19 protein-coding genes and 2 pseudogenes are annotated in these 18,390 nt (G+C 47.0%); 6 read left to right on the forward strand and 15 right to left on the reverse strand.

Annotated features, from left to right (window positions below; genetic code table 11):
* Positions 1-248 precede the first annotated feature (248 nt).
* Complete coding sequence (gene nadE, locus LJ740_RS21240) at positions 249-2,225, forward strand: NAD(+) synthase (protein ID WP_229531149.1); 1,977 nt, start codon at positions 249-251, stop codon at positions 2,223-2,225.
* A gap of 45 nt (positions 2,226-2,270) precedes the next feature.
* Here nadE and dusA read toward each other — a convergent pair whose 3' ends face one another.
* The 3 genes from dusA to LJ740_RS21255 form a co-directional block, all read right to left on the reverse strand.
* Complete coding sequence (gene dusA / locus LJ740_RS21245) at positions 2,271-3,287, reverse strand: tRNA dihydrouridine(20/20a) synthase DusA (protein WP_229531150.1); 1,017 nt, start codon at positions 3,285-3,287, stop codon at positions 2,271-2,273.
* 126 nt (positions 3,288-3,413) lie between these two features.
* Positions 3,414-4,484, reverse strand: coding sequence for a c-type cytochrome (locus LJ740_RS21250; protein ID WP_229531151.1), 1,071 nt, complete (start codon positions 4,482-4,484; stop codon positions 3,414-3,416).
* Positions 4,485-4,703: 219 nt separating this feature from the next.
* Complete coding sequence (locus LJ740_RS21255) at positions 4,704-5,936, reverse strand: OmpA family protein (protein ID WP_229531152.1); 1,233 nt, start codon at positions 5,934-5,936, stop codon at positions 4,704-4,706.
* Between the two features lie 261 nt (positions 5,937-6,197).
* On the opposite strand from LJ740_RS21255, the gene LJ740_RS21260 reads away from it, so the two are divergent.
* From LJ740_RS21260 to LJ740_RS21270, 3 genes are all read left to right on the forward strand, one after another.
* Positions 6,198-6,629, forward strand: a complete 432-nt coding sequence (locus LJ740_RS21260) for a transcriptional repressor (protein WP_229531153.1) — start codon at positions 6,198-6,200, stop codon at positions 6,627-6,629.
* Between the two features lie 147 nt (positions 6,630-6,776).
* Positions 6,777-7,241: a chemotaxis protein CheX gene (locus LJ740_RS21265; protein ID WP_229531154.1), complete on the forward strand. Its 465-nt coding sequence runs from the start codon at positions 6,777-6,779 to the stop codon at positions 7,239-7,241.
* A gap of 24 nt (positions 7,242-7,265) precedes the next feature.
* Positions 7,266-7,685 (forward strand): secondary thiamine-phosphate synthase enzyme YjbQ, encoded by a 420-nt coding sequence (locus tag LJ740_RS21270; RefSeq protein ID WP_229531155.1) that lies wholly within the window; start codon positions 7,266-7,268, stop codon positions 7,683-7,685.
* A 10-nt stretch (positions 7,686-7,695) separates the two neighbouring features.
* On the opposite strand, the gene LJ740_RS21275 is transcribed toward LJ740_RS21270, so the two are convergent.
* The 12 genes and pseudogenes from LJ740_RS21275 to LJ740_RS21330 form a co-directional block, all read right to left on the reverse strand.
* The gene (locus tag LJ740_RS21275) at positions 7,696-8,217 is read right to left on the reverse strand and encodes an SEL1-like repeat protein (protein WP_229531156.1); all 522 of its coding nucleotides are present in this window, start codon (positions 8,215-8,217) and stop codon (positions 7,696-7,698) included.
* A 41-nt stretch (positions 8,218-8,258) separates the two neighbouring features.
* Positions 8,259-9,671 (reverse strand): replicative DNA helicase, encoded by a 1,413-nt coding sequence (gene dnaB / locus LJ740_RS21280; RefSeq protein ID WP_229531157.1) that lies wholly within the window; start codon positions 9,669-9,671, stop codon positions 8,259-8,261.
* Between the two features lie 143 nt (positions 9,672-9,814).
* Positions 9,815-10,771 (reverse strand): DUF4097 family beta strand repeat-containing protein, encoded by a 957-nt coding sequence (locus LJ740_RS21285; RefSeq protein ID WP_229531158.1) that lies wholly within the window; start codon positions 10,769-10,771, stop codon positions 9,815-9,817.
* 71 nt (positions 10,772-10,842) lie between these two features.
* Entirely contained in the window at positions 10,843-11,376 is a 534-nt protein-coding gene (locus LJ740_RS21290) for a hypothetical protein (RefSeq protein ID WP_229531159.1), read from the reverse strand.
* Positions 11,369-11,935, reverse strand: coding sequence for an RNA polymerase sigma factor (locus tag LJ740_RS21295; protein WP_377306704.1), 567 nt, complete (start codon positions 11,933-11,935; stop codon positions 11,369-11,371). The genes LJ740_RS21290 and LJ740_RS21295 overlap by 8 nt, the downstream gene beginning before the upstream one ends.
* 253 nt (positions 11,936-12,188) lie before the next feature.
* The gene (rplI, locus tag LJ740_RS21300; RefSeq protein WP_229531160.1) at positions 12,189-12,641 is read right to left on the reverse strand and encodes a 50S ribosomal protein L9; all 453 of its coding nucleotides are present in this window, start codon (positions 12,639-12,641) and stop codon (positions 12,189-12,191) included.
* Between the two features lie 28 nt (positions 12,642-12,669).
* A complete protein-coding gene (gene rpsR, locus LJ740_RS21305; protein WP_229531161.1) occupies positions 12,670-12,897 on the reverse strand; it encodes a 30S ribosomal protein S18 in 228 nt (75 codons plus the stop codon).
* A gap of 21 nt (positions 12,898-12,918) precedes the next feature.
* Positions 12,919-13,320, reverse strand: coding sequence for a 30S ribosomal protein S6 (gene rpsF, locus LJ740_RS21310; RefSeq protein ID WP_229531162.1), 402 nt, complete (start codon positions 13,318-13,320; stop codon positions 12,919-12,921).
* A gap of 155 nt (positions 13,321-13,475) precedes the next feature.
* Entirely contained in the window at positions 13,476-14,351 is an 876-nt protein-coding gene (locus LJ740_RS21315; protein WP_267498392.1) for a DMT family transporter, read from the reverse strand.
* Positions 14,352-14,404: 53 nt separating this feature from the next.
* On the reverse strand, positions 14,405-14,725 hold the full coding sequence (locus LJ740_RS21320; RefSeq protein WP_229531163.1) for an NfeD family protein: 321 nt from the start codon (positions 14,723-14,725) through the stop codon (positions 14,405-14,407).
* Positions 14,691-14,864: a hypothetical protein gene (locus LJ740_RS21325; protein ID WP_229531164.1), complete on the reverse strand. Its 174-nt coding sequence runs from the start codon at positions 14,862-14,864 to the stop codon at positions 14,691-14,693. The genes LJ740_RS21320 and LJ740_RS21325 overlap by 35 nt, the downstream gene beginning before the upstream one ends.
* A gap of 16 nt (positions 14,865-14,880) precedes the next feature.
* Positions 14,881-15,330: pseudogene (locus tag LJ740_RS21330) on the reverse strand (SPFH domain-containing protein); the annotation flags it as partial.
* A gap of 654 nt (positions 15,331-15,984) precedes the next feature.
* Between LJ740_RS21330 and istA the strand changes: the two are divergent.
* Both istA and istB read left to right on the forward strand, forming a co-directional pair.
* Positions 15,985-17,508, forward strand: a pseudogene (istA, locus tag LJ740_RS21335) (IS21 family transposase).
* A gap of 9 nt (positions 17,509-17,517) precedes the next feature.
* A complete protein-coding gene (gene istB, locus LJ740_RS21340; protein ID WP_229531165.1) occupies positions 17,518-18,252 on the forward strand; it encodes an IS21-like element helper ATPase IstB in 735 nt (244 codons plus the stop codon).
* The last annotated feature ends 138 nt before the right edge of the window (positions 18,253-18,390 follow it).

Below are 18,390 nucleotides of genomic sequence, written 5' to 3' on the forward strand. Positions count from 1 at the left end.
GCGTCTTGCGATGAAAAGGTTTTAGCGATACTTGTGCCAAAAATAATAAATTTAATAAGCCTTTGTTTTTAAAAGAAAATAATATTTACAGATATAAAGCACATTGAAGTTGAACTAGTGCTAAAGTCTAATGCCTGGTGAAATTAACCAGGCATGTGGTTAATTTCACCAAGTTAACAGAGTGGGCTTTACAAAGCCGTGCAGGCAACTGACAATATTGTTAAGTTTCCTTAGAAATTACACAACAGATGAAAATAGCGCTTGCGCAAATGCACGTCGTTCCCATGGAACTGGAAAAAAACCTTCAAACTATGTTGCGCATGATTGATGACGCAAAACAGCAACATGCCGATGTCGTGGTTTTTCCGGAGCTGTGTATCAGCGGCTACCTGCTGTCTGATCAGTGGCTTAATCGACAATTTTGTCAGGATCTAATGCAATATAATGAGCGCCTGCTGGAAGCCAGCCGCGGCATAACCCTGATATATGGCAATATTTGCGAAATACCCAGTAATGAGGCCGGTGGATTCCACCCCAACAAAGATGGCCGCAGTCGCCTGTACAATGCCGCCTATGTGATGCACGATGGCGCTTATGCCAAACGACCTGAAAGCACCGAATTTATACTGCCGGAAGGCATTCACCCTAAAGCATTGTTACCCAATTACCGTTTCTTCGATGATCAGAGATACTTTTTCTCTTTAGTGGATGTCGCTCAGGATTTTGCCGTTCCGGTACACACGCTGGCACAACCTTTTGTCATTCCCACAGCCGGTGGCGATGTCAAAATTGGCGTTGAGGTGTGTGAAGATCTCTGGTGCAAGGACTACCGAATCCAGGGCGAAAGTGTCAATGTTTCAAAATATCTGATCCAAAATGGCGCTGAAATGTTAGTCAATATCTCTGCCTCTCCATGGACATTTCACAAAAATGACGCGCGGGACAGACGATTGCAATTCCTCAAAGCGGAAATAGAACAGGCAGATCTGCAGTTTGTGCCTTTTTATTACACCAATAATGTTGGCGCACAAAATAATGGCAAAAACATTATCACCTTTGATGGTGATACCTCCGCCTATAACCACAATGGACAACTGGCGGCCAACAGTGCAAAACCCTTCCGGCAAACCCTGTTATTAGTGGATCACGAAGCGATACATGATATGCGTGTCGGCCGCAGCGAAACCGATAAAATCGCACAAAAATATCAGGCGATTGTTACCGGATTACGCCATATCCCTGAACTGCTGGGTTGGCAGGAAGACCCCAAATTCGTTATTGGACTCAGTGGTGGCGTAGACAGTGCGCTTGTGGCCTGTTTGCTGAAACTGGCCTTCGGAGCTGAAAATGTCTGGACTGTGAACATGCCCACTCAGTATAACTCCAGCAAAACCAAAGATGCCGCCGCCTGGATAAGTAAGAAACTGGGTGTCCGGCACATCGTGGTGCCAATTCAGACTCTGGTAGAAGAGCAAATGTCAGTATTTGCGCAACTGGATGCCAGCTGCGAGTCTCCGGACTGGATGAGAAAACTGTCGGACGAAAACATTCAGGCTAAAATCCGTGGCACCAGCATCCTGTCAAATATTGCCGGCCGTTACGGACGCATGTTCACCAACAACGGTAACAAAGTGGAAATCGCGCTCGGTTACGCCACATTGTACGGTGACGTGGGTGGAGTTATTGCCCCTATTGGCGATCTGACTAAGGCGGAAGTGTTTGACATGGTACGCTACCTGAACCGACAGGTATTTAAGGATGAAGTGATCCCCGAAAGTTTGTTACCCGACGATCAGTTTCGCTTTACCGAAGAAGCCATTGCCCCCAGCGCTGAACTCAGAGATGCCCAAATAGATCCCATGAAGTTTGGTTATCACTGCCAATTGCTGGAAGCCTGTACCTCGTTTCAAAAAGTCACCGCAGAAGATGTGATGGGCTGGTATCTGCAAGGCTGTTTAGCGAAAAAGCTGAACATGGATGAGGCGCTCATTCCCCGTTGGGGTATTGATGATCCCGGTACCTTCATGCAAGATTTAGAATGGTTTTATGACGGGATCCGCAAAAGTGTGTTTAAGCGAATTCAATCCCCCCCTATCGTTTTAACCAGCCCCTCAGCCTATGGCTTTGATATTCGGGAAAGTCAGTTGCCCAACTACCAGGGCGAGAAGTATCAGCAGTTAAAGCAACAGGTGCTGGCCATGCAACAATACTCAGAGCAAGCCTGAATCGGGTAGACCAAATCAACATTGGCGAAATTAAAATTGGCTCAATTACGCCAGGTATTCCTCACGGGTTTTAAGTTTGGCGCGGGTGCTCAACATGGCATCCAGCGCATCCGTAAGCACACTGGCCTGGGTGCCCGGTTTAATGGCGTTTTCACTGAGATGACGACGCCAAACCCGTGACGCCGGTTGCCCCTGGAATATCCCCAGCATATGACGAATAACATGCCAGGCTCTGCCTCCAGAAGCTATATGACGCTCTACATACGGCATCATCTGTTGCACCACAGCCTCGCGGGTCAGCTCAGCAGTCTGCGCAAATAGCTCAGATTCTACCTGAGTTAAGATCCACGGATTGCTATATACTTCGCGGCCCATCATCACCCCATCAGTGTACTGCAGATGGTTGTGCACATCTTCCAGGGTTTTAATACCGCCATTAATACTGATGTGCAAATCCGGGAATTCCTGTTTCAGTTGGTAAACACGTTCGTATTTAAGCGGCGGAATTTCCCGATTTTCTTTGGGACTGAGTCCCTGCAACCAGGCTTTGCGGGCATGAACAATAAAGTGCTGACAACCGGCTTCAGCCACAATATGGATAAATCGGGTAAGATCTTCATACTCGTCCATATCATCAATACCAATACGGGATTTTACCGTTACCGGAATATCAACCGCCGCCTGCATGGTTGAAATACTGGCCGCTACCACATCCGGTTCGGCCATTAAACAGGCACCAAAGCTACCGTTTTTAACCCGATCAGACGGACAGCCCACATTGATATTCACTTCATCATAACCAAGCTGCTGTGCCCGCTCTGCACAGTAAGCCATGTCTTTGGCTTCAGAACCACCCAACTGCAATGCCACCGGATGTTCTTCGCTGTTGAATCCCAGATAATCCCCTTTGCCATGAATAATGGCGCCGGTCGTCACCATTTCGGTGTACAGCAACACATTTTGACTCATTAAACGATAAAAATAGCGGCAATGACGGTCAGTCCAGTCCAGCATGGGTGCAACGGAAAACTTGCGCGCAGTGTTAATATCGGTATTTGCCATCAGGTTAATTGAGCTTCAGTTTAAAAACGGGCGCGAAGTGTACAACAAATACCCAGGTTATCGCAAAAAATACACTGAATTTTGCGATAATTCAGCGCACAACAGACACCTGTTCCCCGGTTGTGATCACTCAGAGCGGGTTACCGGAAAGCCCTTGTTCATCCAACCGAAGATACCTTCGTACAAGACCGCGGTGTTTTCAAAGCCCATGTTATTCAGTTGATCCACCAGGTATACGGAGGCCGCCCTGGGACAAGAACAATAGGCCACGATTTGTGCATCTTTCGGTAAGTCTTTCACTTTGTCAGCTAAATTGCTGTAGTAGGGAAAAGGAATACTGCCTTCGATGTGCGCGCGTTGCCACACCGAGGGAACTCGGGTATCCAGAATTACCATTTTGTTTTTTGCCTGCATCGCACTGTAAAGCTGTTCGGAATCAATAAACTGGCCATCTTTGAGCTGCCAGCGGGGATTGTCGTTATCGGGATTCTGCACATATTGGTCGGGAGTGGGAATGGGCCGCAGCGGCATTTTTTGCTGTACCCAACCGCTGGCTTTGCTGCGGATAAAGGCGGTGACATTGTCAATGCCATCTGCAGACAACAACTCTCCATAGGCTTGCATCGGTGTGCCTTGTCTGCCCTGCTCTATCGCATAGCGAATAAATTCATCTTTGTTGTGAGCCAAAAACGACTGGTTACCCAACGCAGGAGCGGTTATCCCTTCACCGTTTTCACCATGACAACTGGCACAGTGCTGCTGATAAATTTTTTCTCCTGCCTGAATTTTCCCTTCAACCTTATCTTCGCTTAATTTGATGCGATCAAAGCCGGATTCCCAAAACAACCAATAGGTCAAATCCCAGGCTTCATCCAGGGTCAAAGGGCCGCCCACTTCATCGAGGTAACCTGCCATAGCGGTGCCTTCACGACCGTAGTTTAAAGGCCTTAAAATACCATGAGGTATACCCGACTCCATCAAACTCTTACTGCGCAGCGATGGGGCATGATCGTTAGCATGGCCTTCCCGATCCTTACCATGACATAAGCTGCAATATTTTTGATAATTTGCAGCGGCCCGCTGGGCCTGTTCCGCGGTTAAAGTGCGTGGTGGACTTTGTCTTTGATAAGAGTCAGCCAGCAAAGATGCGCTAAACCACAAAGTTAACAAGGCGATGCTCAGAGAAAGTTTATTCATGGGTCACAGGTTGCCTATTTAATTGCCTGAATCTCAAAATGTAGCATGTCTTTGTACTACATCCGTGAAGAAATTGTGCTTGTGGCTGTCATTACCACTGAACCCGCACCGGCAATCAAGCGATAACAGGTTCAAACGCAGAATAAAAAAGGCCAGTGGATTTAGCACTGGCCCGGGGTCGATAATTCTGGCGAATAATTCTGCTGAATAGTTCGCTGATTATCTCATTTTAGGGTTTTTACCGGTTGCTGATAAATTCACCACTATACGGCGGTTTTTGCTATGAGCAGACTCTGTATTGCCCTGTACCGCTAATTCAGTTTCACCTTTACCCACTGTCTCAATTTGAGACGCAGTGAAACCGTGACGTTCAATTAAGATCTTTTTCAGTGACTCAGCGCGGCGCTTAGATAAATCCATGTTGTATTCATCTGTACCGGGTGCAGAGGTGTGTCCAACGATTTGCAGGTAACGAATACTATTGTCACGGGCAAAATCTACCAACTCCTGAATTCTGGCATAATAATCGGAAGTAATGACATCACTGTTGTTGGCGTAATAAACGGTGAGTTGATGTTGATATTGTACGGCTTCATAAACAGTGCAACCGTCACTATCTACCACGTGACCACGAGGTGTTGCCGGGCATTTATCCCTGTTATCAGTGACGCCGTCACCATCGCTGTCAGCCGGAGCGATTTGCTCTGCGACTTTAGCAGGTACAGGTTCGGGTTTAGGTGTTGCTCTGGCTGGCGCCGCTGCAGATTTGGCCGGCGCGGCAGTATCAAAGAAATAACGCAAACCTAAAGTAACGTTATCGGACTTGTCACGATTGAATTCGTAACGAACCGCTGAAATATAGGCCTGCATCTTTTCAGTTACCTGGTAGCTAACTTCAGCACCATAGTAAAGGTCCGTGCCTGAATCAGACACCACAGAGGAAAAGGGCGTTGAATCAACATCGTTGTCCCAGTCCCACAAACCGACTTTCGCAGAGATTTTCATAATATCAAATGGCAATGACGCCACAAGGCCTAAGCTAAGGCCGTCACCCGATTCGGGGACCTGAGCGCTGGCATCGTCTAAAAACTGTTGGGTATCCGTGGTTCTGCCGGCAAAAGTAGAAGTGTAATCACCCAGATCACGATATCCACCTTCCAGCGCAAAGTGCTCAGAAAATTGATAGCCGAACAGCAATCCATAAGAGGTGTCCGCGTCATCGAACGCAAAGGAACTGATTTGTAGTCCAGCTGAGTCAGCTAAACTCATAAAGCGCTCTCCATCAAAATCGCTTACGGACTGACCAAACTCACCACCCAGATACCAGCCAAGCTGAGGGGCACATTGAGTATTCTGATCAAAACAGGTATCCGCTGCCATTACATTTGAGGTGTAAGAACCGGCAAGTAAGATACTGGTTAAAACTACAGATTTTTTAAAAACGCGTTGCATGTGCAATATGCTCCAAATGAGTTGTTTTTCACAAAATTTTGTACATTATAGTGCTTGAGGAAATTAATTCAGCCTTACTGAGAAATAATTCACACAATTTAGTAACTAAGACAAGCACCTGTCGACTAAAGTCACAGATTTCTCACAATAATTAATGCAACTTTTTCAGTTTCAACGACTCATAAAAAAGCATATATTGAGTGCCGCACCTTCTCGAACTATGTGATACAATTTTTAATGATTTTGTCTTAGCGATGTAATATGACCCAGGAACTCATTTTAGAAAAAGCCAAAGCCTACTGTGATGCCAAAGGCGTCAGATTTACCTCATTACGAGAAAAAGTATATGCTTTGATGCTGGAACACTCCGGTGCCGTGGGTGCCTACGATTTACTTGATCAGTTAAAAGCGACTGAGGACTCAGCTAAGCCCGCGACAGTTTACCGCTCTTTGGATTTTTTGCTGGAAATGGGCCTGGTGCATAAGCTTGAATCTGACAATACTTTTATTGCCTGCCACCACTTCGATTGTCATCATCCGGTTCAGTTTTTGATCTGCGAATCCTGTGGCAACGTTGAAGAAATTCAGTCCTCAGGACTAAAAGAACAACTTGAAGAGCAGGCAACCAGCCTTGGGTTTAAAGTCAAGAAACAAACCATTGAAGCACACGGGCTATGCGCCCAGTGCCAATAACCTGAGTGGTTTGATTCGGTAAATTAATGTCGCAAATGTGTATAATACAAGCAATTAGTGAAATAGCGATGAAACTGACGGTTTCTTTGCTAAGCTTGTGTATCGTAAAGAAAAACAACAATAACTAACTTTGGAAGTCTCTGAATAATGAATGCTGAATTCGTTAACCCATTTATCATCTCACTTGTAAATGTGTTAAAAACGATGGCTCAAGTTGAACTACAAATTGGTAAGCCTAAAAAGAAATCTGACTCAAAAGCCCGTGGCGACGTGTCTGGTCTTATCGGTATGGTGGGCCCCAACATTGCCGGCTCAATGTCTATCACCTTCGAAGAGGGCCTTGCCCTGCAAGTAATGAAGGGTATGTTGGGCGAATGCCCTGACGCTCTTGATGATGAAGTCAATGATATGGTGGGCGAAATCACCAATATGGTGGCGGGTGGTGCCAAAAAAGAATTGGCCAAGAAGGGCTACGACATTGGCATGGCTACCCCGGTTGTAGTTTCCGGTAAAGAGCATACTATCAATCACAAAGTCAGTGGTCATAAGATGATCATGCCGTTTAAAGCTGAAGGCGGCAAAGCTTACATTGAAATCTGCTTTGACAAGTAGTTTTGCGGTAACCTTGCTCCCGGTATGTGGTTTCAGAAGCAAATAACGTTAAAAGCCAGAGCCAGAGGCTTTCATCTGATCACCGATGAAATTCTGGCTAATATCGAGGACATTCTTACTGTTGATGTTGGGCTGTGCCATCTTTTTATTCTGCACACCAGTGCCAGCCTGTCCATCAATGAAAACGCCGACCCCACTGTACGCAGTGATATGGAAGCTCACCTAAACCACATGGTGCCGGAAAACGCTTCCTACTATGAACATACCTATGAAGGTCCGGATGACATGCCAGCGCACATCAAAACCAGTTTATTTGGCAACAGCCTGACCCTGCCCATTAGCCAGGGCAGATTAGCTCTGGGTACATGGCAAGGTATTTATCTGGGAGAACACCGGGACCACGGAGGACAGAGAAAGCTAATGGTGACAGTGCAGGGCGAATAGCCCCGTCTCACTACTCTGACAATTCAACCGGATACAAGGTAGTAACACCTGCGCTTTTACTACAGCGGGGTACCCGCTTAATCGAGTAGGCCTGAATTTGCTCAGAGCAGGTCATTCTTTGTGCCTTTAAGCCGTATTTGCCAATATACTCCTGCTGTTTTGCATCGATTCTGGCGCGTATTTCAGGTGAGGCCGCCTGATAGAATGAATTATACTGATGCTGCCAGTCTTCCTTACCCACTTCATTCGCAACGCCTAACCAGGCCATCCCCAATACCTGAGACTGTTGCACATATTGCCCCTTCATAAACATAAATGCGAGAAAATACTGTGATTCCTTTAATCCCCAACTCGCCGTTTCACTGAGTAACTGAAACGCTTCCTGATATTCGCCCGCCAGATACTTTTTAATACCCAGGCGCTCATTTATGAACATGCCTTTTTGGTTCACATGTTCTATACCGGTACTTTGGCAGCCCGCCAGCACAGCTATCAACCAGGCGCTGACAATGAGTTTCCGTACGTTATGCATATTTATTTCCTTGCCTGAACAGCGGATTTCCCTTTGCGGTGTTATTCCTGAGGGTAATCAGTCGCTACTATGGGGGTGTAATTGTCAAATCGGGAGAACTTACCTTGGAAGGTCAGGCGCACAGAGCCAATGGGGCCGTTCCGCTGCTTACCGATAATGACCTCAGCCACGCCTTTGTCCGGTGAATTTTCGTTATACACTTCATCGCGATAGATGAACATAATCAAATCGGCGTCCTGCTCGATAGAGCCTGATTCCCTCAGGTCCGAGTTAATGGGACGTTTGTCGGCACGTTGCTCCAGACTCCGGTTTAACTGAGACAGAGCAATTACCGGTACTTCCAGCTCTTTCGCTAACGCTTTTAATGAGCGTGAAATCTCGGCAATTTCCAGGGTCCGGTTATCAGAAAATGCCGGTGCCCGCATCAACTGTAAATAATCCACCATGATTAAACTAAGCCCACCGTGATCACGATGGATTTTACGGGCGCGGGAGCGTACTTCCATGGGTGTCAAACCGGAGGAGTCATCAATAAACAGATTATTTTTCTCATCCAGTTGCTTAACGGTATTGGAAATTCTGGCCCAGTCTTCGTCTTCCAACTGAGCGGTCCTGACCCGGGTTTGATCCACCCGACTCAGCGAGGCTAACATCCTCATCATGATTTGTTCTGAGGGCATCTCCAGGCTGTAAACCAGAACCGGTTTATCCGAACCCATCATCGCGTTTTCGCACAGGTTCATGGCGAAAGTGGTTTTACCCATTGAGGGACGAGCTGCCACGATGATAAGGTCAGAGCGCTGCAAGCCGCTGGTCATTTTGTCCAGGTCGGCATATCCGGTTGATACCCCGGTTATGTCTGCGCCCTGCTTGTTCAGGGCGTCCAACCGATCGATGGTGGCCTTCAGTACCGAGTTGACGTCCTGTGGTCCTTCACTCTGACTGGTACGTTTTTCTGCAATTTGAAAAACTTTGTTTTCAGCCTGATCCAGAATCTCAGAAGACTCCAGGCCTTCCGGATAATAACTGGTTTCGGCGATGTCATTGGCAGCACCAATCAGCTCTCGGCGGATGGCACGCTCTTTAATGATATTGGCATAGGCCACCACGTTAGCCGCACTGGGCGTATTTTTGGCCAGTTCCGCCAGGTAGGCAAACCCGCCTGCATCTTCCAGTTCCTGACGGTGCTCTAGATCTTCCGAGACCGTAATAAGATCCACGGGTTGCGACTTTTCCAGCAGTCGAATAATGGCGGCATAAATGATTTGATGAGAGCGATTGTAAAAATCGTCCTGAATCACGATTTCAGCAACGCGATCCCAGGAATCTGGCGCGATCAACATACTACCTAAAACCGATTGTTCAGCCTCAATTGAGTGAGGAGGCGTCTTCAGCTTTTCTATATTTGCGTCTTTTTCACGACCACCTGTGTCGCGCCCACCTACCGCTTTCACATCAAACCTTATTTGTTAACAGGATGGCGTATTATCACTTATTCTGCGGCCACTCGCCAGAGCTGTGGTAAAACTAAAAAAATCTGTGCAACAAAAAGGCCGGTAGTCTCCTACCGGCCTTGGCTGTGTCGAGGTTCAGTGCTCTAGTTGTTGTGTGTATCCAGAACGATGCGGCCGCTGACCGTGGACAGATCCACTTTCGCCTTACCGCCTTTAACCGCAAACTCCAACCAACGACCTGGACCATACTTGGCTTTTTGCATCCTATCGTCGCTAATGCGATTGACGATATTGCCACCGGCATGACCCGTGATATCAAACGTGGCTGATACATCTTTTTGCAACTCCAGAGTAATTCCTCCGGACACTGAAGAGCCCTCAATTTCGCCGCGTTCTAACAAAGACAAACTCACGTCCAGTTCGCCATTAACCGTCACCATTTCCAGCGAATCCACCTCACCCAGTTTTAACTCTATCCAGCCATTAACGGTTTCAACGGTGACATCTTTAATCTTGCTGCTGCTTTCAATATTGCCATTTATCGAGGTTAATTTAAGCGTCTTGCCACTGGAGTTGCGATCCCGGATACGACCATTCACGGTTTCTAGATTAATATCACCCGAAATATCCGCCGCTTCAATTTTGCCATTAACACTTTGCAGTCCGACACGCCCTGAAACCGCTTTAGCCTCCACATTGCCATTGACAGTGTTAGCATCTAAACCACGCTGTAAATCAGCAATATCCGCATCAGCATTAACTCCTGAATATCTGACGTGACTTTTAAAAGGCACCCGAACTTCCAGGTCGTCACCGGGACCGCCTGAATTCCAGTTACCTTTGTGTTTGGGCATTTTTACCTGTATGACCATGCGACCGTTGCGTTCTTCAAAGATGAATTCTTCGGCTTTATCATCCAGCTCACCCTCCACCTTTATCTCTTGCTTGTCCCAACCGCGTATGGTGATGTTGCCATTAGTGTGTTCGATTTCTACGTCGATATCACCTTTGACCTGTCGCGTTTCGTTAACCTTTTCACCGGCAAACAATGGCATGGAAAACACAATTGCCAATAGGGGAGTTAAAAATGCGTACTTCATATTGATACCTTCTCTGTTCAGGGTGAAATGTTCTCTGACTCGCTCCCTGGCGAAGCAGTAAATTTCAGCGGTTAAATCTGTTGCCAGGCTGGTGCGTGAACCCGCTCTATCAACGCCAACTGTTGTTGATGCACCTGCTGTAACATTTTAAGCAACGTAATATTATTCGGGTCATTTTGCAAAGCCGCCTCTATCGCCGATGCCGCCTGTTCCAGCTCCAATAGCTGGGTCTGCCAGTTATCGGTTAACTCCGGCGAATCAGACAATGAAGCCAGTAATACCGATTTTTGCTCGTCGTGCTGCTGCATCATATGACTTACCAGTGTCGATGATGGTGATAGTTCTGGTGACTTCTGCAACCCGTTCCAACCTAAAATGGCCACCAATGCCAGACTCGCTGCCAACGCCAAATTTCGAATATTATGGCGTTCAAAGAGGCGCACCACTGTTGAGCTGGTTGCAACAGACTCAGCTGATGCCCGGTGTTGCCCGACTGGCGTCAGCGCAATATCAATACCCTGCCACAAGTCTTTTTCCGGCTGTACCTCTTTTGGCAGAGTACGCACTTTATCTTGTAAAGCCTGTTCAAAATTGTCGTTACTCATAACCCATCCAATCTTTCATCAACTGCTTAGCCCGGTGAAATTGTGCCTTGCTGGAACCCACCGCAATGTTCATACGCTGTGCGATTTCTTCGTGGCGATAACCTTCAATAGCGTGCAATACAAAGACAATGCGCGCCCGTTCCGGTAACCTGACAATAATGGCATCCAAATCAATCTCACCACTTAATCCTTCACAAGGGATTTCCGCCACGCTGCTATCTTCGAGGTTAAACATCTTTTGTAACCAACCTTTCTGCTTGCGCAAATAAGATATCGCAACATTCGACGTAACACTGTGCAACCAGGTGGAAAACTTACTGTCACCCTTGAAATTTGCTAACTTTTGCCAAACCTGGATAAATACTTCCTGAGCGGCTTCTTCGGCATTTTCCTTGTTACCTGTCAGACGAAAACACAAGGCATACACCTGCCCTACATGTTGTTGATAGATCTGCTGATAGGCGTTACGGTCCCCTTGTTTTGCGGACTCAATAAGGTTTTTCAGCCGCTGTTCCCGCAATACGGGTTCAGCATCAAGGACGCTCGTTTCCAAACTCAATATTTATCTGTTTGCTTTGTTTGATGAGTAAGACGCAGCTTAGTTGATAAAGGTTTAAATAGAAATTTGAATTTTATAAAAGTTTTTAGATTGCTTATAAAAAAGGCCACGAAATTCATGGCCAATGAGAAGACTTCCATTCAGGTTCTAAATGCAAGGACCTGCAATAAAAAGACGCCTGAAAGTATTTTCTTATTCCCATAAAAAAACCGCTGCAGATGCAGCGGTTTTTGAGAATTGAGTCAGAAAGCGATTAAGCTTCTCTGATTACGTGCAATTTCACGCTAGCAGTAACGTCACCGTGGAACTGGATGTCGATTTCGAATTCACCCGTTTCGCGGATAGTACCAGTAGGTAATTTAACTTCAGCTTTAGCCACTTGAAGACCAGCTGCAGTGATTGCATCAGCAATGTCACGCGTACCAACTGAACCGAATAACTTACCTTCGTCACCTGCAGGTGCCGCGATAGTTACTTCAGCAATTTCAGCCAGTTTAGCCGCTTTCGCGTTCGCAGCGTCTAATTCAGCAGCGATTTTCGCTTCAAGCTCAGCACGACGTGCTTCGAATTTTTCAACGTTTACTTTAGTTGCAGGAACTGCTTTACCTTTAGGGAAAAGGAAGTTACGTGCATAACCAGATTTAACGCTAACAGTGTCACCTAAACCGCCCAGATTGGCGATCTTGTCTAGTAGAATGATTTCCATCTTGCTACCTCTTTAATTTCGCCAAAAATTACTTGTGGCCGTCAGTGTACGGCAATAACGCCAAAGAACGTGCGCGCTTAATAGCAGAAGATAACTGGCGCTGATACTTAGCGCTGGTACCTGTAATACGGCTAGGCACGATTTTACCACTTTCAGTGATGTAGTTTTTCAACAAAGAAATGTCTTTGTAATCGATTTCCTGCACGCCTTCAGCAGTGAAACGGCAGAATTTACGACGTCTGAAATAGTTAGACATAATAAGTCTCCTTAAATTAACTTATGCTTCTTCAGCGTTTTCTGTTTTCTCTGCTGCTTTTTCAGCAGGAGCAGGACGCGCAGGTCTTTCACGGCTTTCTGACTGCTGCTCTTTAGCCATTGGAGATGGCTCAGTTACAGCGGCTTTAGTGCGCATGATCATGTTACGAAGAATAACATCGTTAAAACGGAAAGCAGTTTCTAACTCTTCAACAGCTTCTGGAGTTGCTTCTGCGTTGATCAACACATAGTGCGCTTTGTGAAGCTTTTCGATTGGGTAAGCCAGTTGACGGCGACCCCAGTCTTCCAAACGATGAATTTGACCACCATCGTTGGTAAGGATGTTGGTATAACGCTCGATCATACCAGGAACTTGTTCACTCTGGTCAGGGTGAACCATAAATACGATTTCGTAATGACGCATGATTGCTCCTTACGGTTGAGGCCTTGTACAGCACAGCCAGACTGCTTGAAGGCAAGGAACTAAATTAAGTGGCTGATTTAAGGGCGCGAATTCTATAGAAATGCACCGCTTATAGCAAGGTTTATTTTTGTACAGTGGGTAATTGTCTGTATTGGCTATTCGATAGCCACCAAAAACACCACGCCGGCTAGTGCCACCATCGACCACAACATCACCCGGCCACTGACTTTTTCACCCATAATGCGAGACACCCCAAGGGATAAAATCACACTGGTGGCAAACAGGGTTTGTACCACCGCCGCTTTGGTGTAGGTAAAGGCCAGCATTTGCAAAAATAGTGCGGCAAAAGTACCGATAATGGTGGCACCGGCGAATAGCAGCCAGGTTTGTTTCAGGGTGTCGGTTTTGGGCAACCAACGGTCCTTTTTAATCATCATCAGCACCACTATGATGGCCATTCCGCCCAGCAAACGGATCTGACTGGCATTGGCCGGATCAATGTCGGTAGAGGTTAAAATGTCCCGGCTAATGACCGCACCAAACGCCTGACACACTGCCGCCAGCGCCGCATACACATAGCCGGTCATTTCAAAGTGATGGATTTTTTGTTTCTTCTGCAGCTTGATAACCATGTCTACCGACAAAATTACCACGGCAATACCCAACCACTGTTGCCAGGTAAGCCATTCGGCAATCCAGGCCATGGCAAACAGTGCGGTAATAATGGGGGCCAGCGTCTCAGCAATTAAAATAGCCTGGCTATCGCCAATTTTATTGAGGGCCTGAAAAAAGAAGGTATCTCCCAGCCCGATACCAATGGCACCGCTGAGTAACAACCAAAACACCTGATTTTGTGTAAGCGTGAAATCCGGGTAGAAAAAGTGCGTCACCGCAAATAGCACGATAGCGGCCACCAGCCCTTTCCAGAAGTTCAGCGCCAGCGGTGAAAAACTCTTGCCAAGGATCTGAAACATACGCGAGGCAACAGCCCAGCATAACGCCGTACTCAGTGCAGCAATTTCTCCAATCAAAACAGTCTCCGGTTGAATCCAGTGATATCAGGGCCGGGGATTGTAACTGTGATTTAGCTTTCGTCAACCACAGCGATGTGCATTATACCCACTTCGATATCGGTGACCTTCACCCGCGTACCGGCGCTTTCTTCACTGTTGCACTTCAACTGCCATTTAATACCCGAGAATCGAAAATGGGTAGTTTTGCCAGGCTTAATATCTTCCGGTAATTCGAACTCCATACCGATCAGATCGCTTTTGACCTTATGAGTTTCGGTTTTCAGTTGCATATTTTTAAGTGGCTTCCACAATAACGCGGCACTTAGGGCGGTTAATACGCCGGTGCCTAATAAAGCATTAAGCCAGGTTTCCGGTACGCCCAGAAAAAACAACAGCGCAGTACCTAAGGCCGCCACACCCACAAAAAACAAAAAAGAAGGTAGAAAACCCCAAAATCATCACTTCAATTGCCAGCAGCACTAATCCCAGTACCACCAAAGTTTCCATCAGGTGTGTGTGCAAATAGTCCATAGCGAACTCCTTGTGATTATTCAGCCTTGTTGAGCTTATTAATGATAGTCATGGCTTGCGCCACTACGGTGGCGGCATCAGAACCACTGTCGGGTAACAGCACCACGGAAGACTCTTTGGCTATGGCCTGTTTCGCCTCTATGGCTTTGGTAGCCAGATCCAGCTGTACGGCTTTTTGGCCTTCTTCGGTATTGGCGGCAGTACCCACTTTGGTTAATGCGGCTGCCTGGGCGTCTGCCACAGCGATGATCGCCTTAGCTTCACCTTCTGCCCTTAACACCTGCTCGGTTTTATCTGCTTCTGCAGCCAGAATTTGTGACCGTTTTTCACCTTCGGCCACATTAATCGCTGACTGGCGTTGTCCTTCTGATTCAAGAATCTGAGCCCGTTTCATACGCTCTGCCTTCATTTGCGCTTCCATGGCATTCATCACTGACTCAGGCGGAACTATGTCTTTGAGTTCATAAGTATTCCCCCAAAATATACCACCTTTCCAGTGAGTGAGTGAGTGACCCTTTATTTACAATGGATTTAACATTTTCGCCCTCCCATTTAAACTGGTAATATACCACTTCAATTACCAGTTCAGGATAGGCCTCTGTGACTATCCGTTTATGGTACTCTCAAGTCAATCACTTAAGAAATCATGAAAGATTCGGATTCTGGCACACCCGACCATTAGTATTCTGATTTGCCCGATCAGGTCAATTTAAGGAGAGCATGTTTTGTAATGTTGGAGAGCTTTTTGACGCCGACGCAGTAATGCCTCAGATGCTATCCGCGAAGTGCCAGAATATAAGATAGCTGCCAGTCGCTTTAGCCAAAATTAGCGACATTCTACGACGGCAATGCGCCAATTGCAGCCATTAAGAATTTTTCGATTGAACAATTTAAACAATAGTTTGCTCCCACAGTGAGGAAAGCGATCCAGTAGGTCGTTTCAGCCCTTAGACCAGATATTAAGAATTCTTTACCGCTGCGTATTCTGACGCACCCGATCAGTAATTCTGGATAACCCGATCACCACCATTCCGGGCACCCGATCATAGGACTTTTCTGCTCCACCCGATCAGCCATTTATGCTTGTTAGCTTCTTTTAATTTTTAAAGAGGAAACAAGTATGTCAAAACCTACTGACATTAAGCGAGTTAAAGCGGTTCTCCGTCTTAAGTTCGACGAAAACCTCGGTAATCGCGATATTGCCAGACGATTGAATGTTGGTGCTGCAACAATCTCAGATATTCTCGGGAAATTTAAAAGCCTGAATTGTGGCTGGCCTTTACCAGAGCATACCACCGATTCATGGCTGCATCAGTCATTGTATCCGGACAGAAAAGCAGGACGGGTAAAGCCCGATTACGCGCTGATGGATATTTAGTTGAGGCGCAAAGGTGTCACAAAGCTCCTGTTGTGGGAAGAGTATCAGGCTGCCAACCCGGAAGCCTGTTATTGCTACAGCCAGTTCTGTGATAACTATCGGGACTGGAAAGCACAGCAAAAACGATCTATGCGCTTTACCCATAAAGCGGGTGAAAAGGTGTTTATCGATTTCTGTGGGCCAACGCTACCGGTAATAAACCCTGACACAGGAGAAGTGCGCAATGTGCAGGTGTTTGTCGCTGTCCTTGGCGCATCCAACTACACCTTTGCTGTTGCGACAGAAAACCAGAAGCTTGAGAGCTGGCTGAATGCGCACGTGGCGATGTTCACCTTCTTTGGTGGCGTGCCGCAATTGCTGGTGCCGGATAATCTCAGGTCAGCAGTCACTAAAGCCTGCCGGTTTGAGCCGCAGCTGAATACCGCATATCAGTCACTGGCAAACCATTATGGCTGTTCAGTGATGCCAGCCAGACCACTGAAACCCAAAGATAAAGCTAAGGCTGAGAATGCCGTTCTGATTGTTGAGCGTTGGATCATGGCAAGGCTGAGGCATCAGGTATTCCATACTCTGTCAGGGTTAAACGTCGCTATCCGGGAATTACTGCATGAGCTGAATCAAAAGCCATTCCAGCGGTTACCGGGAAACCGTCAGTCCCTGTTCGAGTCACTGGATAAACCTGAACTGGCCCCGTTGCCTTCAACACCATGGGAATATACCGATATCCATATCGCTAAAGTCGGTATTGATTATCATGTGCTCCATAAAGATCACTTCTACTCCGTCCCGCATCTGTTTGTGGGTAAATCCGTTGAAGTACACGCCTCACAGCGTCTGATCCGAATTTACTACCAACGGGAGTGTATTGCCCAGCATGTCCGTAGTGATCGCAAAGGCGGTTTTACCTGCGTCGATGAGCATATGCCATCCAATCATCAGCACCAGAAATGGTCGCCGGGAAGACTGAAGAACTGGGCGAAACAGATTGGTCCGGCCACGCTTGAAGTAACCGACACCATTCTTAAGAGCAAACCCCACCCGGAGCAAAGTTACCGGGCCTGTCTGGGATTGCTCAATCTCGCAAAGAAGTACGGAGAGAATCGACTGGAGAAGGCCTGTCGTCGGGCCATCGACATTGGTAACCCCTGCCGCGCCAGCGTGAAATCGCTGTTACAGACACACCTTGATAATGCCCCGAAAGAGGATGAAGTTGAAACGCCTAATCTCACTCATCACAACATCCGTGGCCCCAGATACTACAAATAAGGAACCAGCATGAACGATTTATTAATACAGCAATTACAACAACTGCGCATGACAGGGATTGCGGATATGTTAAAACAGCAGCGTACTCAACCCAACACTTACAGTGAACTGGCATTCGAAGAAAGGCTGTCACTGCTGATTGACCATGAAATAAATCAGAGGCGCACCAACCGAATTAACCGACTTCGAAAGCAGGCACGACTCAGGTTAAGTGCCACGCCAGAGGAGTTGAGTTATGGCAATGGGCGCGGACTGGATAAATCCAGAATGGCTGATTTACTGTCAGGCGGTTACTTAAACCACCATCAGAATGTCATCATCACTGGCGCTACAGGGGGCGGAAAAACCTATGTGGCCTGCGCACTTGCAGAGCAGGCCTGTCGTCAGGGAATGAGTGCCAGATACTGGCGATTACCCAGACTCAATGAACACCTGCACATCGGACATGCTGACGGAAGTTACACAAAACAGTTAGCTCAGATTGCTAAGCAGCAGTTATTGATTCTGGATGACTGGGGGCTGGAAAAGCTTACGATCAAACAGGCAACGGATCTTCTGGAGGTTGTTGAAGACAGACATGGCGTCAGCAGTACCATTATCTGTAGCCAGTTACCTGTTGACCAATGGCATTCAATGATAAGTAACGGTAACGTCGCCGATGCGTTATTGGATCGCCTTATACACAACGCTCACCGGATTACTCTGTCTGGTGAGTCCATGAGAAAAAAACAAAATATGAGGTAAAAACACCTGTGGCAGATACCCGTCTGCCACATCTGATCGGGCAAATCAGAATATCAGTGATCGGGTATAGCAGAATTCAGGTGATCGGGTGGCCAGAAAAAGCGATCGGGTAATGGCTAATACGCAACCGCTCCATGA

It is taken from the genome of Planctobacterium marinum (genome assembly GCF_020687805.1).
Taxonomy (GTDB): domain Bacteria; phylum Pseudomonadota; class Gammaproteobacteria; order Enterobacterales; family Alteromonadaceae; genus Planctobacterium; species Planctobacterium marinum.